23 protein-coding genes and 1 riboswitch are annotated in these 21,127 nt (G+C 66.6%); of the genes, 8 read left to right on the top strand and 15 right to left on the bottom strand.

The window, feature by feature from the left end; genetic code table 11:
* The first annotated feature begins 15 nt into the window (after positions 1-15).
* Positions 16-1,134 carry a DNA integrity scanning diadenylate cyclase DisA gene (gene disA / locus AC4LGL_RS03430; protein WP_491837636.1) on the top strand — a complete coding sequence of 373 codons (1,119 nt, stop codon included), beginning with the start codon at positions 16-18 and terminating at the stop codon, positions 1,132-1,134.
* 1 nt (position 1,135) lies between these two features.
* Here disA and AC4LGL_RS03425 read toward each other — a convergent pair whose 3' ends face one another.
* A complete protein-coding gene (locus tag AC4LGL_RS03425; protein WP_491837635.1) occupies positions 1,136-1,906 on the bottom strand; it encodes a hypothetical protein in 771 nt (256 codons plus the stop codon).
* A gap of 73 nt (positions 1,907-1,979) precedes the next feature.
* The gene (locus tag AC4LGL_RS03420) at positions 1,980-2,600 is read right to left on the bottom strand and encodes a carbonic anhydrase (RefSeq protein ID WP_064883913.1); all 621 of its coding nucleotides are present in this window, start codon (positions 2,598-2,600) and stop codon (positions 1,980-1,982) included.
* A gap of 25 nt (positions 2,601-2,625) precedes the next feature.
* Between AC4LGL_RS03420 and AC4LGL_RS03415 the strand changes: the two genes are divergently transcribed.
* Positions 2,626-3,498, top strand: coding sequence for an HhH-GPD family protein (locus tag AC4LGL_RS03415; RefSeq protein WP_491837634.1), 873 nt, complete (start codon positions 2,626-2,628; stop codon positions 3,496-3,498).
* 100 nt (positions 3,499-3,598) lie between these two features.
* Complete coding sequence (locus AC4LGL_RS03410) at positions 3,599-3,859, top strand: hypothetical protein (RefSeq protein WP_491837633.1); 261 nt, start codon at positions 3,599-3,601, stop codon at positions 3,857-3,859.
* Positions 3,860-3,863: 4 nt separating this feature from the next.
* Here the strand turns inward: AC4LGL_RS03410 and AC4LGL_RS03405 are convergent, their stop codons facing one another.
* Positions 3,864-4,835 carry a helix-turn-helix domain-containing protein gene (locus AC4LGL_RS03405; protein ID WP_491837632.1) on the bottom strand — a complete coding sequence of 324 codons (972 nt, stop codon included), beginning with the start codon at positions 4,833-4,835 and terminating at the stop codon, positions 3,864-3,866.
* Between the two features lie 71 nt (positions 4,836-4,906).
* Between AC4LGL_RS03405 and AC4LGL_RS03400 the strand changes: the two genes are divergently transcribed.
* Entirely contained in the window at positions 4,907-5,137 is a 231-nt protein-coding gene (locus AC4LGL_RS03400) for a hypothetical protein (RefSeq protein WP_491837631.1), read from the top strand.
* Here the strand turns inward: AC4LGL_RS03400 and AC4LGL_RS03395 are convergent.
* Positions 5,120-5,881 (bottom strand): alpha/beta fold hydrolase, encoded by a 762-nt coding sequence (locus tag AC4LGL_RS03395; protein WP_491837630.1) that lies wholly within the window; start codon positions 5,879-5,881, stop codon positions 5,120-5,122. The genes AC4LGL_RS03400 and AC4LGL_RS03395 overlap by 18 nt on opposite strands.
* 39 nt (positions 5,882-5,920) lie before the next feature.
* Between AC4LGL_RS03395 and AC4LGL_RS03390 the strand changes: the two genes are divergently transcribed.
* Genes AC4LGL_RS03390 through AC4LGL_RS03375 form a run of 4 tightly spaced genes read left to right on the top strand, consistent with a single transcriptional unit; the run spans position 5,921 to position 9,556 of the window.
* Positions 5,921-6,238, top strand: coding sequence for an antibiotic biosynthesis monooxygenase family protein (locus tag AC4LGL_RS03390; protein WP_491837629.1), 318 nt, complete (start codon positions 5,921-5,923; stop codon positions 6,236-6,238).
* Positions 6,213-7,577, top strand: coding sequence for a serine hydrolase (locus AC4LGL_RS03385; RefSeq protein ID WP_491837628.1), 1,365 nt, complete (start codon positions 6,213-6,215; stop codon positions 7,575-7,577). The genes AC4LGL_RS03390 and AC4LGL_RS03385 overlap by 26 nt, the downstream gene beginning before the upstream one ends.
* 18 nt (positions 7,578-7,595) lie before the next feature.
* Positions 7,596-9,047, top strand: a complete 1,452-nt coding sequence (locus tag AC4LGL_RS03380; protein WP_491837627.1) for a serine/threonine-protein kinase — start codon at positions 7,596-7,598, stop codon at positions 9,045-9,047.
* Positions 9,044-9,556 carry a hypothetical protein gene (locus AC4LGL_RS03375; RefSeq protein WP_491837626.1) on the top strand — a complete coding sequence of 171 codons (513 nt, stop codon included), beginning with the start codon at positions 9,044-9,046 and terminating at the stop codon, positions 9,554-9,556. Before AC4LGL_RS03380 ends, AC4LGL_RS03375 begins: the two co-directional genes overlap by 4 nt.
* 31 nt (positions 9,557-9,587) lie before the next feature.
* On the opposite strand, the gene AC4LGL_RS03370 is transcribed toward AC4LGL_RS03375, so the two are convergent.
* The 11 genes from AC4LGL_RS03370 to AC4LGL_RS03320 all read right to left on the bottom strand — a co-directional run bounded on the left by AC4LGL_RS03370 (position 9,588) and on the right by AC4LGL_RS03320 (position 21,089).
* On the bottom strand, positions 9,588-10,142 hold the full coding sequence (locus AC4LGL_RS03370; protein ID WP_491837625.1) for a histidine phosphatase family protein: 555 nt from the start codon (positions 10,140-10,142) through the stop codon (positions 9,588-9,590).
* A 15-nt stretch (positions 10,143-10,157) separates the two neighbouring features.
* Positions 10,158-10,922 (bottom strand): CbtA family protein, encoded by a 765-nt coding sequence (locus AC4LGL_RS03365; RefSeq protein ID WP_491837624.1) that lies wholly within the window; start codon positions 10,920-10,922, stop codon positions 10,158-10,160.
* Between the two features lie 21 nt (positions 10,923-10,943).
* Positions 10,944-11,135 (bottom strand): CbtB domain-containing protein, encoded by a 192-nt coding sequence (locus AC4LGL_RS03360; RefSeq protein WP_491837623.1) that lies wholly within the window; start codon positions 11,133-11,135, stop codon positions 10,944-10,946.
* Positions 11,110-11,302: riboswitch (cobalamin riboswitch) on the bottom strand. Its footprint overlaps the gene before it by 26 nt.
* A 78-nt stretch (positions 11,303-11,380) precedes the next feature.
* Positions 11,381-13,909 carry an ATP-dependent protease ATP-binding subunit ClpC gene (gene clpC1 / locus AC4LGL_RS03355; protein WP_491837622.1) on the bottom strand — a complete coding sequence of 843 codons (2,529 nt, stop codon included), beginning with the start codon at positions 13,907-13,909 and terminating at the stop codon, positions 11,381-11,383.
* A gap of 292 nt (positions 13,910-14,201) precedes the next feature.
* The gene (gene lsr2 / locus AC4LGL_RS03350; protein WP_036442478.1) at positions 14,202-14,543 is read right to left on the bottom strand and encodes a histone-like nucleoid-structuring protein Lsr2; all 342 of its coding nucleotides are present in this window, start codon (positions 14,541-14,543) and stop codon (positions 14,202-14,204) included.
* A 131-nt stretch (positions 14,544-14,674) separates the two neighbouring features.
* On the bottom strand, positions 14,675-16,198 hold the full coding sequence (lysS, locus tag AC4LGL_RS03345; protein ID WP_491837621.1) for a lysine--tRNA ligase: 1,524 nt from the start codon (positions 16,196-16,198) through the stop codon (positions 14,675-14,677).
* Between the two features lie 134 nt (positions 16,199-16,332).
* Entirely contained in the window at positions 16,333-17,148 is an 816-nt protein-coding gene (locus AC4LGL_RS03340) for a type III pantothenate kinase (RefSeq protein ID WP_064883937.1), read from the bottom strand.
* Positions 17,148-17,564, bottom strand: a complete 417-nt coding sequence (gene panD / locus AC4LGL_RS03335) for an aspartate 1-decarboxylase (protein ID WP_491837620.1) — start codon at positions 17,562-17,564, stop codon at positions 17,148-17,150. The genes AC4LGL_RS03340 and panD overlap by 1 nt, the downstream gene beginning before the upstream one ends.
* A complete protein-coding gene (gene panC / locus AC4LGL_RS03330) occupies positions 17,564-18,508 on the bottom strand; it encodes a pantoate--beta-alanine ligase (protein ID WP_491837619.1) in 945 nt (314 codons plus the stop codon). Before panC ends, panD begins: the two co-directional genes overlap by 1 nt.
* Positions 18,505-19,488, bottom strand: a complete 984-nt coding sequence (locus AC4LGL_RS03325; protein WP_491837618.1) for a Rossmann-like and DUF2520 domain-containing protein — start codon at positions 19,486-19,488, stop codon at positions 18,505-18,507. The genes panC and AC4LGL_RS03325 overlap by 4 nt, the downstream gene beginning before the upstream one ends.
* A gap of 80 nt (positions 19,489-19,568) precedes the next feature.
* The gene (locus AC4LGL_RS03320) at positions 19,569-21,089 is read right to left on the bottom strand and encodes a DUF6779 domain-containing protein (protein ID WP_491837617.1); all 1,521 of its coding nucleotides are present in this window, start codon (positions 21,087-21,089) and stop codon (positions 19,569-19,571) included.
* Between the last annotated feature and the right edge of the window lie 38 nt (positions 21,090-21,127).

The raw sequence follows: 21,127 nt of genomic DNA, 5'->3' as shown, positions 1-21,127 counted from the left end.
ACCCTAGGAGAATTGATGGCCGTGAACTCCGGTGCTCGCACCAGCCGCACCGTCGTGCATCTGGCTCGGCCGACGCTACGGGAAACCCTCGGCCGGCTGGCTCCCGGAACGCCGCTCCGTGACGGCCTGGAACGCATCCTGCGCGGCAAGACGGGCGCTCTGATCGTGCTCGGCTACGACGACAGCGTGGAAGCCATCTGCGACGGCGGGTTCGCCCTGGATGTGCGCTACGCGCCCACCCGCCTGCGTGAGCTGTCCAAGATGGACGGCGCGGTGGTGCTGTCCAGCGACGGCGGCCGCATCGTGCGGGCCAACGTCCAGTTGGTGCCGGACCCGTCGATCCCCACCGACGAATCCGGTACCCGGCACCGCTCGGCCGAGCGCACCGCGATCCAGACCGGTTATCCGGTGATCTCGGTGAGCCATTCGATGAGCATCGTGACGGTGTACGTCGCCGGCGAGCGCCACGTGGTGCCCGATTCGGCGACCATCCTGTCGCGGGCCAACCAGACCATCAACACACTGGAGCGCTACAAGGGCCGGCTCGACGAGGTCAGCAAGCAGCTGTCCACCGCCGAGATCGAGGACTTCGTCACGCTGCGTGACGTCATGACCGTGGTTCAGCGGCTGGAGATGGTGCGCCGGATCAGCCTGGAGATCGACGCCGACGTCGTCGAACTCGGCACCGACGGGCGCCAGCTCAAACTGCAGCTCGACGAACTCGTCGGCGACAACGAGGCCGCACGCGAGCTGATCGTGCGGGACTACCACGCCCTGCCGGACCCGCCGACAGCCGCACAGGTCCACGCGACACTCGATGAGCTGGACGCGCTGACCGACAGCGAGTTGCTCGACTTCACCACGCTGGCAAGGGTTTTCGGATACCCGTCGACGTCGGAGGCACAGGACTCGGCGATGAGCTCACGCGGCTACCGCGCGATGGCCGGCATCCCGCGACTGCAGTTCGCCCACGTCGATCTGCTGGTCCGCTCGTTCGGCTCACTGCAAGGGCTGCTGGCTGCGAGCGCCGACGATCTTCAGTCGGTGGACGGCATCGGGTCGATGTGGGCCCGGCACATCCGTGAGGGTCTGTCGCTGCTGGCCGAGTCGACCATCGCCGACCGGCTGGCCTGAGTCAGTTGCCCGGTGCGGCCGGCTCAGCCGGCGGTGCGCCCTCGGCGGGCGGTCCGGGCAGCTGCGGATTGGGTTGAGCCAGGATGAACGGCACCGGCGCCGATCTGAGATTGCCCAGCTGCACCATCAGGTTGTAGGTGCCCGGTCCGATCGGCTGACGCGGCATCGGGCACTGCGGCGCCGAGCTCATGCCCGTCCAGGTGACCTCGGTGGTCACCTGCTCCCCCGGGTTGAACGTCTTCACCAGCGTCTCGTTGGACGGTGCGCAGTCCAGGTTGGACCAGAGCCGGTTGTTGTCCAACGCGTACACGTAGGCGGCCAGCACCGCGGCACCCACGTCACGCTTGCAGGCCACCAGACCGATGTTGGTCACGACCATGGTGAACTTCGGCTGCTCGCCCACGACGTACTGCGGCTGGCTCGTGATGCCCTTGACCGCCAGTGTCGAATCCGGGCAGTCGTCGCCCTCCTTGAGCAGGGGTGGCGGTGTGACGGCCGCCGTCGGCGTGGCGGTCGGGGGCGGTGCGTGCTGAGCCGGCGGCACCACCGGGGACTTGACCTCGGGATTCTCGCCCGGCAGCGGCGTGGGCGGGGCAGCGGCGGCAGTGGGTTCGTCGGCTGACTTGGTCTCGGCTCCGGAGCTACTGGTCACGATCACCGCGACGATCGCGGCGATGATCCCCACGACGACTACCGCGATTCCGATGGCCAGCGCGCGGCGCCGCCAGTAAATCTGCGAGGGCAGTGGCCCATGAGGTTCGAGATCCAACACGGCTTTCACGGTAAGCCCAGGTCATACCCAGTTGCCCGAGGCGCCCCGGCGTGTCGGGGCGCCAGCGAAATTCTCAGGCTTCGCCGATGTTGCCCAGATGGCTGCGCAGTTCCACGTGTCCGTCGGACAGGTGGTAGGTGGCGCCGACAATGGCCTGGGTGCCTGCGGCGAGACCGTTGGAGATCGCGGCCGACCGCATCTGCAGCTGGTTGACCGTCTCCTTGACGTGGAAGGCCTCGAACTCGTCGACGCGGGTCAGACCGGAATGGCGGCCCATCAGGATCGACGGGGTCACCCGCTCGACGATGTCGCGCACGTAACCGCCGGGCACCTGCCCCTCGTCGAGGGCATTGATGGCCGCCTTCACCGCACCGCAGCTGTCGTGGCCGAGTACCACGATCAGCGGCACGTTCAGGATCGACACCGCGTACTCGATCGAACCCAGCACCGCGTTGTCCAGCACATGGCCGGCGGTACGGACCACAAACATGTCGCCCAGTCCCTGGTCGAACAGCAACTCGGCGGCGACGCGGCTGTCACCGCATCCGAACACGACGGCCGTCGGCTTCTGACCGTGCGCGAGCTTGGCCCGGCGGGCGATGTCCTGGCTGGGATGCTGCGGTTCGCCGGCAACAAAGCGGGCGTTACCGTCCTTGAGTGCCTTCCAAGCGGATACCGGATTCGAGTTGGGCATATCAGCCATTCTGCATGAGCCGCCCATGAGCATCGACCCGGGCGAATTAGTAGGTTGGTATGAATCGGCCCAGCGCGACCTGCCTTGGCGGCGACCAGGCGTTTCCGCCTGGCAGATCTTGGTCAGTGAATTCATGCTGCAGCAGACGCCGGTGTCGCGCGTCGAGCCCATCTGGCTGGCCTGGATCGAACGGTGGCCCACACCGTCGGCCACCGCGGCCGCCGGATCGGCCGAGGTGCTGCGCGCCTGGGGCAAGCTCGGTTATCCGCGGCGGGCCAAGCGTCTGCACGAGTGTGCCGTGGTGATCGCGGGCGAATACGACGACGAGGTACCCAGTGACGTCGAGACGCTGCTGACCCTGCCCGGCATCGGCGCCTACACGGCCCGTGCCGTCGCGTGCTTCGCCTATTCGGCCGGCGTCCCGGTGGTCGACACCAATGTGCGCCGGGTGGTCACCAGGGTGCTGCACGGTCAGGCGGACGCACCCGCCCGGGCCCGCGACCTGGACGACGTGGCCGCACTGCTGCCACCCGACGAGACGGCACCGGTCTTCTCGGCCGCCCTCATGGAGTTGGGCGCGGTGGTGTGCACCGCGCGCGCACCGCAGTGCGGCGGCTGTCCGTTGAGCCGATGCCGTTGGCGCGCTGCGGGTTACCCCGCCGGGACGGTCATCAAGCGCGTGCAGCGTTACGCCGGGACCGACCGCCAGGTGCGCGGCAAGCTGCTGGATGTCTTGCGCGCCAGCAGTTCCCCGGTGACCCGGGCTCAACTCGACGTGGCCTGGCTCACCGACACCGCCCAACGGGACCGCGCGCTGGACTCATTGCTGGTGGACGGCCTGGTGGAGCAGACCGACGACGGCCTTTTCGCTCTCGCCGGCGAAGGCGGAAATACATGAGGTCGGCATGAATGCCTGCCGCAGCACACCATTGGGGCTTTGCTTCACATAGAACGGATCTATGTCAAGCAAAATCTTAGCGACGTTTGCATGTACGGCGATGGGCCTGGGCCTGGGCCTGGCAGCACCGGCCACCGCCGCACCGTCCGGCACGGGCTCAGCTTCCGACACCGTCCGCGACCTGGAGAGCCGGGGCTATCACGTGCAGGTCAACTCCAACGCCAACACCGGCCTGTCGAACTGCCGCGTCACCGGGGTGCACGGACTGGCCGACTCCAACATCGACGACAACGGGTACCGGATCGATCCGTCCCAGCACACCACGGTCTACGTCAACGTGTCGTGCCAGCCCGACGGCTGACATCTCACGCGATGACGGCGTCTTCGTCTGTACTGCAGGAGAATTGGCGCCGATAGTCCGACGGCGTCACTCCGATGACCCGCCGGAAGTGATGACGCAGCAGCGTCGCGGTGCCAAACCCGGCCTGCCCGGCGATCCGGTCGATATCCAGATCGGACTCCTCGAGCAGCCGGCGCGCGTACAGCACCCGCTGATCGGTGATCCACTGCATCGGCGTGGTGCCGGTCTCTTCGACGAACCGGCGAGCGAAGGTGCGGGTGGACATCGCGGACCGTCTGGCCAACGTCGTCACGGTATGCGGCTTGTCCAGATTACCCATGATCCAATCCAGGTGCGGCGCAAAACTTTCCGAACACCTCACGGGAATGGGCTGATCGATGAACTGACGCTGCCCGCCATCGCGCTGCGGCGGGACGACCATGCGCCGGGCGATCTTGTTGGTCACCTCACTACCGAGCTCGCGGCGAACCAGGTGCAGGCAGGCATCGATACCGGCCGCGGTGCCCGCGCTGGTGATCAGGTTGCCGTCGTCGACGTACAGCACGTTGCGATCCACGCGCGCGGTCGGATACCTGCGCGCCAGCTCGTCGGCGTGCATCCAATGCGTGGTGCACGGCCTCCCGTCCAGCAGGCCCGCGGCGCCGGCCAGGAACGCACCCGAGCACACGGTCAGGATGATCGACCCCGCATCGGCGGCGGCACGCACAGCCTCCAGCGCCTCGGGCAGGTAATCCGAGCCGCCGATAGCCGGAATCGCGACCAGGTCCGCGCCCTGAAGTGCATCCAGCCCGTATTCCGGTGTCAGCGTGGCGCCGACGGATGTCCGTAGCGGCTTGCCCGCCTCGGGCCCGCATACCTTGAAGTCGAAGTTCGGCACCCCTTCCGCGGACCGATCGATCCCGAAGACCTCGCAGATGACCCCGAACTCGAATACCGCCAGGCCGTCGAGCACCAGCGTGGAGACGCTTCTCAGCATGGCAGCATTTTATCGTAAGGTGTCAGCGCTGCCACTGTTGGCGGTATATTTTCCTAACAACAATTACTGCCATGACTGTTGCACTCGCCCTGATCATCCTGATCTCACCCTTCGCGGTCGCCGCCGCGGTGAGCTGGGCGGCACGGCGCAGCAATGTCCTGCGTTTCCGCCTGGATCTGTTCGACCTCAACCAGCCCGACTACGAGACCTACCGCGCGGACCACGATCTCGATGCGATCCGCAGCCGCTTCGAGCACCAGCCGTCGTGGCCGAGCGCAGGGGCCCTAGGCGAGCGTCGTTAGGAAAGCGGTCACGGCCTCCCGGTACACCTCGGGCGCATCGTCGTGGATCAGATGGCCCGCGCCGGGAACGTGCAGATACCTTGCATCCTGGCCGATTTCGGCCATCTCACGCATCTGCCCGGGCGGCGCCACCGAATTCTCCGCCTCCATCAGCAACGTCGGCACCCTTACGTCCCGCCACTGCTGCCAGTAGTCCCGTGTTCCCCACTGGGCGGCGATGTCCAGCCACCACTGCGGGTACCCGTGCAACCGCCAACCGGTGTCCGTCCGGTCGAAGGCCTCGAGGAAATACTGACCCGCGACGGGTCCGAACTCGTCGTAAACCTCCTGCGCCGAGGCGAACTCGACCGGGAGGGCGTGCACCCACGGTTCCCACGGGCCGGTGGTGCGGCCCCGGAAATCGGGGGCCATGTCCTCGACCACCACGGCTTTGACAAGTTCCGGGCGAGCCGCGGCCAGGCACCAGGAATGCAACGCACCCATGGAGTGCCCTACCAACATCGCCGGCCGCCCCAGACCCGCCACGGCGTCACCGAGATCCGCTACGAAACGCTCGGTGCTGATCGGATGGGGATCGACCACATCGCGCCCGCGGTGCCATGGCGCGTCGTAGGTGTAGACCTCACCCAACTCGTTCAACCACGGCAATTGGCGTGACCAGGTGCTGCCGCGACCCATCAGGCCGTGTACCAGCACGATGGGCTCGCCGCGCCCTCCTCGGTGGGTGAGTAGATCTGTGACCATCCCGTTATCTTGCCGGGCAGCCACGGTAGCCTGAACACCATGCCCGTCGTGAAGATCAACGCCATCGAGGTCCCGCCCAACGCCGGCCCGGAACTGGAGAAGCGCTTCGCCAACCGCGCACACTCCGTCGACAACCAGCCTGGATTCCTGGGCTTCCAACTGCTGCGTCCGGTCAAGGGCGAAGAGCGCTACTTCGTGGTGACGCAGTGGGAAACCGAGGAAGCCTTCCAGACATGGGCCACCGGCCGCGCTGCCGAGGCACACAAGGGCGAGCACGCCAACCCGGTCGCGACCGGCGCGTCACTGCTGGAGTTCGAGGTTGTGCTGGACGTTGCAGGGCCCGCTGCCCAGGCGTAGCCGCGGCCGGACGCTGCGCCGCACGGTTGGCCTGACGGCCATCACAGCGGTCGCCGCGGCCCTGGCTTGTGGCTGTTCGCCCAACGTCGCGCCGGCGGCAGAAGTGTCCTACGGCGCACACATCGACACCATCACCCCGCCTGGTCTGCGTGCCAAGCAGACCATGGACATGCTCAACTCCGACTGGCCGATCGGCCCCATCGGCGTGCGCACGCTGGCCGCCCCCGAAAAGGTCGATCTGGTGGGCACCAAGATGGACTCGATCTGGTGGGATCGACCGTTCAAGGTCACCTCGGTCGACATCGGGGCGACGCAGGCGACGTTGCATGTGCTGACGTCCTACAACGTGGCCCAGGACATCGCGCTGAGGACCAACGACGCCGGCCTGGTCGACCGCTTCGACGTCACCCTGGTGCCGCCGAAGATCGAACAGTGGTCCGACATCGACACCGAGCTGACCAAGTCGGGTGCGCGGTACTCCTACCGGGTGTCCAAAGTGAACAACGGGAAGTGCGAGCAGGTCGCCGGCACCAACACCGACATGTCACTCCCCCTGGCGTCGATCTTCAAACTGTATGTACTGCTTGCAGTTTCGGACGCGGTCAAGGCCGGCACGCTGAGTTGGGACGATCACCTCACGATCACCAAGGAAGGCAAGAAGCTCGGCTCCGCCGGGCTGGACAAGCTTCCCCCCGGCGCTCAGATCACGGTGCGGACGGCCGCCCAACAGATGATCTCGGCCAGCGACAACATGGCCACCGATCTGCTGATCGGCCGGATGGGCCCGGCCGCGGTGGAACGCGCCCTGGTGACCGCGGGACACCACGATCCGGCCAGCATGACCCCGTTCCCGACCATGCACGAGGTGTTCTCGGTCGGTTGGGGCGAGCCGAATCTCCGCGACAAGTGGAAGACCGCCTCTCCCGCCGACCGGGTTGCGCTGCTCCAGCAGACCAATGCCCGTCCCTACGAACCGGATCCGTACCGCACCCACACTCCCGCATCCAACGACGGGCTGGAGTGGTTCGCCAGTGCGGCCGACATCTGCCGGGTACATGCCGCGCTGCAGGCCTCGGCCTACGGTGCTGCCGCGCCGGTGAAGGACATCCTCTCCGCGCTGCCCGGCATCGACCCGGATCCCGACAAGTGGCGCTACATCGGTGCCAAGGGCGGCAACCTGCCCGGCGATCTGACGTTCAGCTGGTACGCGGTGGACTACACCGGGCAGCCGTGGGTGTTCAGTTTTCAGCTGAACTGGCCGAAGTTCCGTAGTCCCACTGCCGCGGGCTGGTTGTTGCAGATCGCCAAGAGGGCATTCGCCATGGCACCCGTGGGTTAGCTCGGTACGATCCGCTGCATGCCGCTGCAGACGGGGTCGAATTTCGCCGGGTTCACGGTGGTGCAGCCGCTGGGCTCCGGCGCGATGGGCGAGGTTTATCTGGTTGAGCACCCGCGCCTGCCACGCCAGGAGGCCGTCAAGATTCTGCCGGCCAGTGCCTCGCAGGACCCCGGCTATCGCGACCGGTTCACCCGAGAAGCCGAACTGGCTTCGAGTTTGTGGCATCCCAACATCGTTGCCCTGCATGACCGTGGCGAGGCCGACGGCCAACTGTGGATCTCGATGGATTACGTTCGCGGCCGGGACGCCGCGAATCTGGCGCGGGCGTATCCCGGGGGTCTGCCGCTGGTCCAGGTGACGGCGATCGCGACCGCGGTCGCCTCCGCCTTGGACTACGCGCACGGCCACGGGATGTTGCACCGCGACGTCAAGCCCGCCAACATTCTGCTCGGAGAGAGCGACCACGCCGATCAACGCATCCTGCTCGCCGATTTCGGCATTGCCCGCCGCACCGGGGACATCAGCGGACTGACCGCAACCAACACCACGGTGGGCACCGTGGCCTACGCCGCCCCCGAGCAGTTGCTGGGCGCGCAGCTCGATGGCCGCACCGACCAATACGCCTTGGCGGCCACGGTATTTCACCTCTTGGCGGGCGCACCGCCGTTCGTCGACACCAATCCTGCGGTGGTGATCGGCAAGCACCTCAGTGCAGCGCCACCCCCGTTGTCCCAGTTCCGGCCCGAGCTGGCCCGACTGGACCCCGTTTTCGCGCGAGCGTTGGCCAAGTCGCCCGGCGACCGCTATCCGAAATGCTCGGATTTTGCGCAGGCACTCGCCGGTGCCGCCTTCGGTGCGCCGCAGTCGATCCATCAGCAGGTGACCATGCCTGCGATCGCCCCGATGGCTGCGGCACCGGCACACTTCGCCGTCCCTACCGGAGTGCCAACCCAATTCGCTGTCCCGGTTGCATCACCTCGCGGGACGGCCGCGGCAGTGGCCGTCATGGTGGTGCTTCTCGTGTTGCTGGCCGGCGCGGGCGGGTTCACCGCCTGGCAATGGTCGCGCCCCACACCTCAGGCGGCTGCCTCGACGCAGTGGCAGCCGTATGCCGACTTCGCCAAGGGGTTCACCGAACGGATGATGTCCATCAGTCCACAGACAAGTGAGGCCGACATCGACTGGATCCTGGACAACGCGACCGGAACGTTCCACGACCAATTCGCGAAAACGCGTGACACTTTCGTCCAGACATTGAAAGCCACGGGCGTGACCACGACTGCGAGCACCAAGTCGGTGGCACTCAAGTCCATCGACCACCACGGCGAAAGCGCCGTTGTTCTCATCGCGGCGACGGCGCAGCCCAAGAACGACTCCGGCGACCAGGCTCCCCGAAATTGGCGGCTGATCGTCACCGTCGAGAAAGTCGACGGGGCCTTCAAGGCCTCGAATGTCGAGTTCGCATCGTGACCGGCCGCCAGACTGCTCTGTGGATCATCAACGCCGCGTTGGCCGTTGGTATCGCAGTGCTCGGGGCGCTCGGCGGCATCCAGCTGATCGTGAAGAGTCGCCCGGCACCGGTGGCCCTCGCAGATCAGGCCGATCTACGGCAGGCCGTCACCGACGCCGCGGCGACCAACACCGTGAAGATCCTGTCCTACTCGTCCGACACCGTCGAGCAGGACGTCGCCGCGGCGCTCGCCGTCACCACCGGCGACTTCGCCGACTACTACAAGAACTTCACCGAAACGTCCGTCATCCCCGCCGCGCGGCAGAAGCACGTCAATACCACTGCAACCGTCGTGCAGTCCGGTGTCATCTCCATCGACAACCCCGACACGGCAGCAGCTTTGGTGTTCGTCAATCAAGTCAGCACCAGCGCGGCCAACCCGGACCCGTCCACCAGTCAGAGCGCGGTGCGGGTTGGCATGAAGAAGGTCGACGGGCAATGGCGCATCAACAGTTTCGACCCCCAGTGACCTGACCGCGATTGGATTGCTGCGCAGCCGGTCAACCGCTGCGGGTGCGCAGCGTCCAGGCCTGACCGCGGAAATTCATGACGGTGCGGCTCATCGGTGCGATGTCGATCCGCCAGAACGATTTCGGTGGCGCATCGAGCGCAACCAGGATGGCCGCGCGGATCACCGCGGGGTGGGTGACGGCCACCAGCCGTCCCCGCGCCGAGGCCAGGCTGTCCATCCAGCCGCGCACCCGCTTGACGAGATCGACCACCGACTCGCCGCCGTGTGGAGCCCGGGTCGGGTCGGTGAGCCAGACCGCCAGGTCCGCCGGCTGGACGCCGCTCAGAACGGTCCCGCGCCAACTCCCGAAGTCCAGGTCGGCAAGCTGAGGTTCGACCGCCGCCGGCAGGCCGAGCAGTTCCGCGGTCTGCCGGGCCCGTTTCTCCGGCGCACAGTAGGCCGCGTCGACGACGCCGAGATCGACGGTCGCGTCGGCCTGCCGATGGCCCAACTGGTTCAGCGGTTCGTCGTTGGGGAATCGTCCGGCCGCCATGGCGTCGGTCATCGCATGCGACACCAACGACAGCCGGACGACCTCACTCACCGAGAATCACCGAAGTCACGCGCTGACGGACTGCTTCTTCTCACCGAGCACCTTCGACGCCAGCGCCCCGAACACCAACCCGATGGTCGCCCAGATCACCACCTGCGTCCCCAGCGAGTACAGCCGGAACTCGTAGAGGTCGTCGCCGGGGAACGCCGACGGGGTCTCATGGATGCCCGGCAGGATCAGGAACACCACAGCCATCGACACCACGTAGTCCGCGATACCGATCAGGCAGGCATTCCACACCCCCAGCTTCGGCGTGAGCCGACGCGCGAGCAGGATCGAGCCGACGAACAGGGCGGCCGACAGCACCACCAGCAGCACGTACAACAGGGTCCGCTGCTTGATCGTCTCGTCGAGGCTCACCGCCGGCGGGTTGGGCGGGTACTTGAGCGCGGGGACGATCCACAACGAGACCAGCATGCCGCCGGCGGTCAGCGCCGCCAGTGCTCGCGCCGAGAGGCTGATCCGGCCGTATGCCACGCAGAACACGACTGCCAGGAGCGCGCCCATCGCCACGCTGAAGATCAGGACGCCGAGACCCATCCCGATGTTGGATTGCACGCCGCGGGTGAACACCTCGGCGCCTTCGCCGCCGTGGGAATGCCCGCCCGCACCGTGTGCGTGTTCGGCGGCCTCATGCGCCGCGCCGACACCGTTCTCGAAGTCGATGGCCCGGCCGATGACCGGTTCGATCAGCAGCTTCGCCCAGAGGAAGGCGAGCACGCCTGCTAGGGCGCCGGCCAGAATGCCGCGCCCGATGAGTTGTCTTTCCATTTGTCCGGTTTCTCCGCTGCGTCAGTGGCAGGGGAATCCGAGCAGGTGGCGGGCATCGTGCACGAACTCGTGCACGTAGGTGTTGTTGCCGAACACGGACGTCGCACCCTGATCCATGCCGACGAAGTAGAGGGCCAGCAGGGCGACGAACGCCGACAGGGTCAGCCAGAGCACCGCCTTGGTCGCCGACAGGTCGATCGGCCGGGCATGCACCTTGCGTGCGTCAGTGGAAGTCATCTACGTGCCTTTCCGGGAATTCGCGTCCCAGTCCGTGTCATGACAGGTCAGGGTCTGACTTTTACAGTGGCGCGGCCGTCTTGGATTCTCACCAAGTTCCTTTGCCTGTCGATTACAGCAGCATCCTAACTACCGCGCAGGAGTTCTCCCTAGGGCAGGTGTGAAACAGGTATGAAAAATGCCCCCGCCATTTGCGGCGGGGGCATTCTTCGTCTTGGACCTTATTCGGCCGTCGCTGCGGCCTTGGCCAGATCCGGACCGTCGGAACCGGCCGCCTTGGGCGCACCGGAGAACGTGAACTTCGCGTCCTCCCCGGCGCCTTCGCCGTCCCAGCCCTCGACGTCGACCGTCACCAACTGGCCCGGGCCGAGCTCCTCGAACAGGATCTTCTCGGAGAGCTGGTCCTCGATCTCGCGCTGGATGGTGCGCCGCAGCGGGCGGGCACCGAGCACCGGATCGAAGCCACGCTTGGCCAGCAGGGACTTGGCCTTGTCGGTCAGCTGCATCTCCATGTCCTTGGCCTTCAGCTGGTTGCCGACCCGGCCGATCATCAGGTCGACCATCTGGATGATCTCGTCCTGCGTCAGCTGGTGGAACACGATGATGTCATCGATGCGGTTGAGGAACTCCGGCCGGAAGTGCTTCTTCAGCTCGTCGTTGACCTTCTGCTTCATCCGCTCGTAGTTGTTCTCGCCGCCGCCCTGGCTGAAGCCGAGTCCGACCGCCTTGGAGATGTCGGACGTGCCCAGGTTGGAGGTGAAGATCAACACCGTGTTCTTGAAGTCGACCGTGCGGCCCTGACCGTCGGTGAGACGACCGTCTTCCAGGACCTGCAACAGGCTGTTGTAGATCTCCTGGTGAGCCTTCTCGATCTCGTCGAACAACACGACCGAGAACGGCTTGCGACGCACCTTCTCGGTGAGCTGGCCGCCCTCCTCGTAGCCGACGTAGCCCGGAGGGGCACCGAACAGCCGCGACGCGGTGAAGCGGTCGTGGAACTCGCCCATGTCGATCTGGATGAGCGCGTCGTCGTCGCCGAACAGGAAGTTGGCCAGCGCCTTGGACAGCTCGGTCTTACCGACACCGGACGGACCGGCGAAGATGAACGAGCCGGACGGGCGCTTCGGGTCCTTCAGACCGGCACGGGTACGGCGGATCGCCTTGGAGACGGCCTTGACGGCGTCCTCCTGGCCGATGATCCGCTTGTGCAGCTCGTCCTCCATGCGCAGCAGGCGCGTGGTCTCGGCCTCGGTCAGCTTGAACACCGGGATGCCGGTCCAGTTGCCGAGCACCTCGGCGATCTGCTCGTCATCGACCTCGGCGACAACGTCGAGATCGCCTGAGCGCCACTGCTTCTCACGCTCACCGCGCTGAGCGACCAGGGTCTTCTCCCGATCACGCAGGCTCGCAGCCTTCTCGAAGTCCTGCGCGTCGATCGCGGACTCCTTCTCCCGGCGGGCGTCGGCGATCTTCTCGTCGAACTCGCGCAGGTCTGGCGGAGCGGTCATCCGGCGGATACGCATCCGGGCGCCGGCCTCGTCGATCAGGTCGATCGCCTTGTCCGGCAGGAACCGGTCGTTGATGTAGCGGTCGGCCAGGGTGGCCGCGGCCACCAGCGCACCGTCGGTGATCGAGACGCGGTGGTGCGCCTCGTAGCGGTCCCGCAGACCCTTGAGGATCTCGATGGTGTGCTCGACCGTCGGCTCACCAACCTGAACCGGCTGGAACCGGCGCTCCAGGGCAGCGTCCTTCTCGATGTACTTGCGGTACTCGTCGAGGGTGGTGGCGCCGATGGTCTGCAGCTCGCCACGGGCCAGCTTGGGCTTCAGGATCGAGGCCGCGTCGATGGCGCCCTCGGCGGCACCCGCACCGACGAGCGTGTGCAGCTCGTCGATGAACAGGATGATGTCGCCGCGGGTGTTGATCTCCTTGAGGACCTTCTTCAGGCGTTCCTCGAAGTCACCGCGGTAGCGGCTGCCTGCCACCAGCGACCCCAGGTCGAGGGTGTACAGCTGCTTGTCCTTGAGCGTCTCGGGGACCTCGCCGTGCACGATGGCCTGCGCCAGCCCCTCGACGACGGCGGTCTTGCCGACGCCGGGCTCGCCGATCAGCACCGGGTTGTTCTTGGTGCGACGGCTCAGCACCTGCATGACCCGCTCGATTTCCTTCTCGCGGCCGATGACCGGATCGAGCTTGCCCTCCATGGCGGCGGCGGTGAGGTTGCGGCCGAACTGGTCGAGGACCAGAGAGGTCGACGGGTTGCCCGACTCGCCACCACGGCCACCGGTGCCGGCCTCGGCGGCTTCCTTGCCCTGGTAGCCGCTCAGCAGCTGGATGACCTGCTGGCGCACGCGCGTCAACTCGGCGCCGAGCTTGACCAGCACCTGCGCGGCGACGCCTTCGCCCTCACGAATCAGGCCGAGCAGAATGTGCTCGGTGCCGATGTAGTTGTGGCCGAGCTGCAGCGCCTCACGCAGGGAAAGCTCCAGCACCTTCTTGGCGCGCGGCGTGAAGGGGATGTGACCGGACGGTGCCTGCTGGCCCTGGCCGATGATCTCCTCGACCTGGCTGCGCACGCCTTCCAGCGAGATGCCCAACGACTCCAGCGACTTGGCGGCTACGCCCTCGCCCTCGTGAATAAGACCCAACAGGATGTGCTCGGTCCCGATGTAGTTGTGGTTGAGCATCCGGGCTTCTTCTTGCGCCAGGACGACGACCCTGCGGGCACGGTCGGTAAATCTCTCAAACATCGGTGGTTACCTGCTCTCCATCGCGTAGCGATACCCGCGTACGGCTTCGTTATATCGGTTTTCTCGTAGCCCGCACGTAGTACCTACCGTCCACTCTAATGGGCGGCCGTCCCGGGTGCGGAGGTTGGACCCAGGACAAGCTGTCCACATCGAGTGCTGCAGATGAGCAACGCCGCCGGTAGACGATTCGTTTCCGAAAACCGCTCGATTCGGGTTCGCCACTAGCGAAAAACTCCGGACCGGGAATTCTCACCGGTCCGGAGCTGGCAACTATCGGTTACGTTGCGGTCGTCTATGTTGCGGCGTGGAATGCGTCGATGACATCAGCGGGGATGCGGCCACGCGTCGAAACGTTGTGGCCGTTCCGACGGGCCCATTCGCGAATGGCGGCGCTCTGCTCGCGGTCGATGGCACCGCGGCCACGGGCCGGGCCTGCCGCCCGTCCACGCCGACGCCCGCCGACCCGGCGGCCGGCCTCCACCCACTGCTTCAGGTCGTTCCGGAGCTTGGTGGCATTTTTGGAGGAAAGGTCGATCTCGTAGGTGACACCGTCGAGGCCGAATTCGACCGTCTCGTCGGCGGTGGCTTCGCCGTCGAAATCGTCGACCAACGTGACGGTCACTTTCTTAGCCATTACCCCGCACCGAACCCTTCTGCTTACGCATTGGTGACTTACGCCTGAGTATCCTGCACCCGCGCCCCAATGTGCCACAAAACACGCATATTTCCAACAACGGGTCGGTCAGAGCAGTTCAGTTCCGTGACTCAGTTACCGTGACGACGAACAATCGGGAACAAAACCGTCTCGCGAATAGACAACCCCGTCAACGCCATCAACAAGCGATCGATACCCATTCCGGTGCCGGTGGTCGGCGGCATCGCGTACTCCAATGCAGCAAGGAAATCATCGTCGAGAACCATTGCTTCGTCATCGCCGGCGGCGGCCGCACGGGCCTGCGCCTCGAATCGTTCCCGCTGGATTACCGGGTCGATGAGTTCGGAATATCCGGTGGCAAGCTCGAAACGGCGTATGTAGAGGTCCCATTTCTCGGTCACCCCCGGAATGCTGCGGTGAGCACGGGTCAACGGCGAAGTCTCGACCGGGAAGTCACGGACGAACGTCGGCGCCCACAGCTTCTCACCGACAGTGTGTTCCCAGAGTTCCTCGACCAATTTCCCGTGTCCGTAGCCGCGGTCACGCGGAATCTCCACCTCGAGCCGATCGGCAATAGACCACAAGTACTCTACTGAAGTCTCTGGCGTGATCTCCTCACCCAGAGCCTCGGACAACGAAGGATACATTTCCAACGTGTCCCATTGCCCGTCGAGATCGTAGATAGTGCCATCGGGCAATGGCACTTGACGGGTTCCGATCGCCTCGTCGGCAACCTCTTGAATAATTTCCCGGGTGGTTACCGCGGAATCGTTGTAGTCGCCGTAGGCCTGATATGTCTCCAACATCGAGAATTCCGGCGAGTGCGTGGAATCAACACCTTCGTTACGGAAGTTCCGATTCAACTCGAAAACACGGTCAAATCCGCCGACGATGCACCGCTTGAGGAACAGTTCCGGCGCGATACGCAGGTACAGATCGACATCGAGCGCATTCGAGTGGGTAATGAACGGCCGGGCCGCCGCCCCACCGGCCAGCGTCTGCAGCATGGGCGTCTCGACCTCGAGGAAGTCCCGGCGTTCCAGCGCCGATCGCACTGCCCGCACCACCGCCACCCGCTGACGCGCGATGCTGCGCGCCTCCGGACGCACGATCAGATCCACATAGCGCTGACGGACCCGCGCTTCTTCGCTCATCTCTTTGTGAGCAACGGGCAGCGGGCGCAAGGCCTTGGCCGCGATCTGCCACGAGTCGGCCAGCACCGAGAGTTCGCCGCGCTTGGAACTGATCACCTCGCCGTGAACGAACACGATGTCGCCGAGATCCACATCGGCCTTCCAGGCATCCAGTGACTCCTGGCCCACCTGGGCCAGGCTGATCATCGCCTGCAGCTGCGTACCGTCGCCCTCCTGCAGCGTCGCGAAGCACAACTTGCCGGAATTGCGCGCGAACACCACCCGGCCCGAGACACCGACCGTCGCGCCGGTCTGGGTATCGGCAGCCAGGTCCGGATAGGCGCGGCGCAGTTCAGCAAGAGTGTGGGTACGCGGAACGGTCACCGGATAGGGTTCGCGCCCCTCGGCCAGCAGCCGCTCCCGCTTGGCCTGACGAATCCGGAACTGCTCGGGAAGGTCGGCCTGGGACTGGGACGCGTCGTCGCGATCGGCTGGGCTCACAAAATGCCAGCTTAAATGAACACGCCAACGCTTAATTGCATGCCGACAGGCCGGCGGGGCCTATCCGCACCCTGACGGGGACAGACTGCGGACCCGGTGTGCACAACCTCACAACAAAGACGAAATGGTTCTGCTCATCTGGCGGGCTTGAGCCGGCCACGCTGACTGTCGCGGTTGCGCTCGAACACCAACCGCAGGCCGTCGAGCGTGAGGTGGCGGTCGTAGTGCTCGACTGTGCGCAGGTCCGGCAACACCAGCGGCGCGGTGTAGCCGGTGGCCACCACCGCGACGTCGTCGCCGGCGAATCCGTCGACGTCCTCGCGGATCCGGTGGACCAGCCCGTCGACCAGTCCGGCGAACCCGAAAACCGCACCGGCCTGCATGCACTCGACGGTGTTCTTGCCGATCACCGAGCGCGGTCGGGTCAGCTCCACCCGCCGCAGTGCCGCCGAGCGGGCCGCGGCCGCATCCGAGGACACCTGAACACCGGGGGCGATCGCCCCACCCAGGAACTCCCCCTTGGCCGACACCACGTCGACACAGATCGACGAGCCGAAATCGACGATGATCGCCGCAGTGCCGTACTTGTGATAGGCGGCAAGGCAGTTCACGATCCGGTCCGCGCCGACTTCCTTGGGGTTGTCGACCAACAGCGGGATACCCGTACGCACACCGGGTTCGATCAACACATGCGGCACCGTCGGCCAGTACTGCTCGAGCATCAGTCGCACCTCGTGCAGCACCGACGGCACCGTCGACAGTCCGGCGGCCCCGGTCAGATGCTCGGAGTCGTCACCGATCAGGCCGTCGAGGGTGAGCGCCAACTCGTCGGCAGTCACCTCGGATTCGGTCCGGATCCGCCACTGCTGCACCACTTTCGCGTGATCCCCTGAACCGGAGATCAGCCCGACGATGGTGTGGGTGTTGCGGACGTCGATGGCGAGCAGCATCAGCGCGGCGACATCAGTTCGGACACGTCTTCGGGGACGTAGGCCGGATCGTGGCCGTGCTCACCGAGGTCGATCTGCTTGTTGTCAGCGTCGACGAATACGATCCGCGGCCGATAGGCGCGGGCCTCGGCATCCTCCATCACGCCGTAGGCGATCAGGATGACCAGATCGCCCGGGTGGATGAGATGCGCTGCGGCACCGTTGATCCCGATCACGCCGGTGCCACGCTCGCCGGTGATGGCGTACGTGACCAGGCGGGCGCCGTTATCGATGTCCACGATCGTCACCTGCTCACCTTCGAGCAGGTCGGCGGCGTCCATCAGGTCGGCGTCGATGGTCACCGAGCCGACGTAGTGCAGGTCGGCCTGTGTCACCGTGGCGCGGTGAATCTTCGATTTCAGCATGGTGCGCTGCATCAGTTCCTCCAGGGCAGTTCGTGATTGTCGCCGTCGCCGACGCGCGGATGTCCGTCGATTCCCGCCGACGCTCCGATGTCGACAGAGATGTTGTCCAGCAGTCGGGTTCGGCCCAGCCGGGCGGCCACCAGCAGCCGGGCCTGACCTTCGCTCGGCGCGGGACCCAGCATCGGGTCACGCACCTCCAGATAGTCGACGTCGATGGCGGGCACCTCGTCAAGCACCGCCCGCGCCGCGTCGACCGCCGCCGACGCCCCGCCTGCCGCCGCATACTTGCCGGCCAACAGGGCCGCCGACAACGCCCCGGCCTGTTCCCGCTCGTCGGGATCGAGGTACCGATTGCGCGACGACATCGCCAGTCCGTCGGATTCCCGGACGATGGGCACCCCGACGATCTGTATGTCGACGTTGAGATCGGTGACCATCTGCCGGATCAGTGCCAGTTGCTGGTAGTCCTTCTCGCCGAAGAAGGCCCGGTCCGGCCGGACGATCTGGAGCAGCTTGAGCACGACGGTCAGCACACCGGCGAAGTGCCCCTGGCGCGACGCGCCTTCGAGTTCATCGCCGGCTGTCCCGGGCTGCACACTGGTGCGGGGGCCGTTGGGATACATATCCGAACCTGTTGGGGTGAAAGCGATCTCGACGCCCTCGGTACGCAGTGCGGCCAGGTCCTCATCGAGGGTCCGCGGGTAGGCGTCGAGGTCTTCGCTCGGCCCGAACTGCAGCGGGTTGACGAAGATCGACACCACGACGACCGCGCCGGGAACCCGCTTGGCCGCCCTGATCAAAGTCAGGTGACCTTCGTGCAACGCACCCATGGTGGGCACGAGGGTCACCCGGCGCCCGCTGGCGCGCAGGGCGCGGGCGACAGCGGCGACATCGGCCGGTGCCGAATAGACGTTCAGCTCGCCGGCGACGAACTTGGGCGTGTTGCTGGGGGTCATCCGTGACTCGTTTCAGGGCGGTTTTCGGGACCTGTTTCCGGGATCGTCTCCCGGAGGGCTGCGAGCACGCCCGCAGGCGCGTGGGCACGTTGGGCCGTACGCAGTGAGTCGGCCCGATAAGCCTGGGCCAGTTGCGGATCCAGTGCGCGCAGCGCATTCAGGTGTGCGGTCACCGCGGCGGCATCCCCGCGCGCCACGGGTCCGGTCAACGCGGCCTGGCCACGTTGCATCGCGTTGTCCAGCGCGGCCCGGGCCAGCGGGCCCACCACACGTTCGGGCAGGCCACCGGGAGCATCGTCGACGAGTTCCTGACCGAGCAACTCCTGGCCGCGCAACGCGGCCCGCAAGGCGTCGACCGCATCGAGCACCAGGGTGACCAGATGGTTGCTGGCATGCGCCAGTGCCGCGTGGTACAGCGTTCTGGCGTGCTCGGGAACCCGGAAGGGCTCACCACCGATTTCGAGCACCAGCGACTGGCCGATCGCGTATCCCACCTCATCGGCGGCGGTGATCCCGAAGCACGTGTCGGGCAGTCGTGCGATGTCCTCATCCGAGCCCGTGAACGTCATTGCCGGATGGATGGCAAGCGGGATGCACCCCTGCTCGGTCAGCGGGGCAAGCACCGTGACCCCGTTGGCACCGGACGTGTGCACCACGATCGTGCCGGGTCGCACCGCACCGGTGGCGGCCAGGCCCGACACCAGAGACGGAAGCTCGGCGTCAGGCACCGTCAACAGCAACAGTTCGGCCCGCTGGGCCACCTCGGGAACCGGCAGGACCGACGTTTCGGGCAGCCGGCGCTGCGCCCGCAGCCGCGACGCCTCGGAAATCGCGCTGCACGCCACCACCACATGCTCGACGCGTTCCAGCGCATAGCCCAGCGCAGTGCCCACCCGACCAGCGGAAATGATGCCTACGCTGAGCCTGGCCGGACGCAATCCCTCAGGCGGGGACCACCCGTTCGCAGGGGGCTGCTGCATCGCAGACGACCTCACAGGTTGAAATAGTTCTACGTTCCAGTCCCGCGTTGCGGGTACCGGACGGTCGTCACGAGACTAGCTCACTCCTCGCGGCGCCTGCGACGCCCGCCTTCGGAGCGACCGGCCTGAAACCGTGCCAGCAGGTCGTTCACCGACTGTCCGTCGGCATGGTGCCCGTTCGGCGGCTCAGGCTCGTCGTCGCTGCGATGCCGTGACGCCCGACGCGGCGGCTCGGGTGGTTGCGAAGACTCGGTGGCCAAGGCCGGCGACGGCTGATCCGGCACGGGCCGACCGGGGTCGGCTCCGGCTGAATGACGGCCCCGGGGCGGTTCGGGAGCCTGGCCCGGTGACATCGCGGGCGCCGGAGCCGGTTCGGGTTCGGGTGCCGGTTCGGGGGCCGGCGCTGGTTCGGCCGTGGGCGCTGGAGTTGCCACCGGGGTCGATTCGGGGGCGCGCCGCCGGCCGACGTACTCGGTTGCGGCGCCGTTCTGGCCCACCGGCGCAGCCCAGTTGCTGCCCGGCGCGCCCGCGGGAATCCACTGCCCCTCGGCGGGTGCCGGTTGCCAGCCCGTCGCCGCGGGTTCGGCAGCCGGAGGAGGCGGTGCGCTCGGGGGCTCCGGCTCCGGCTCCGGCTCCGGCGCTTCGATGGTGGGTGACGGCTGCATCGGCGGCATCGTCGGCGGGGGTGGAGGTGGCGCCCAGGTCGAGGGTGGCTCAGGCAGCCTGCGGGCGGCCGGCTGCGGTTTCGGCTCCGGCCGCGGCTGGGGCTCCGGCCGCGCCTGGGGTTGAGGTTGGGGTTGCGGCTCCGGTCGGGGCTCCGGCCGAGACACCGGTTGCGGTTCTGGCCGCGGCTGAGGCTGAGGTTCCTGGCGCGGGGGTTCCTGGCGCGGGGGTTCTTGCTGGCGAGCCGGTTCGGGCTGCCGCCGGCGACGGCGGGCCGGTTCGCCGGCAGGGGTCGGCCGCGACGGCAGCCGATGCACCCCACCTGAGGTTCCCCAGTCGCTCTCCGGCGGATGCGGTTCGGCCGGGACATCGATGATCGGGCTTTCCTGCGTGCGCGACATACGAATGTCGGTAACCTCGACCGCCGGTATGTCCAGGCGACTGGCGGTGACCCGGCCGGCGGTCCGCACCGCGCTCTTGTCGGTCTCGATGGCCGGTCGGTCCACCAGCTCCGTGTCGAAGAGGATCTCGAGGTTGGCCCGCAACGCGGCCAGCTCGGAGCGCAGCGCGGCAACCTCATCGGCGGCCTGGGCGCGCAGCTCGGAGGCCAGTTCCCGGCGCAACTGGGTCTCGACGGTCAGCTCGTACTCGCGCCGTGCCGAGATCTCGCGATCCAGTTGCAGGTCGTAGACGAACTTCAGATCACGAGCCTTGGCCTGGTCCAGGTCGCTCTGGCGCCGGTAGATGACGGAGACGAAGGCCGCAACCACGGCAGCCCACAGGGCCAGGATGACGGCGAGTTTCAGCAACTCGACGCGATCGGTGAACACCAATGCGGAACTGGCCAGAATGGCGAGCACCAGCAATACCGTTAAGAGCAGCCAGCCTGGCCTTCGGCCGCCGCGCCGTGGCCGGCCGCCGCGGGGCAGAACGGTCATGCGCCGACTGTACCCGTCACGGGTCATCTAACCCGGGG

It is taken from the genome of Mycolicibacterium arcueilense (assembly GCF_058536225.1).
The sequence above is the reverse complement of the archived record's forward strand: the minus strand, read 5'-3'. Positions and strand labels throughout refer to the sequence as shown.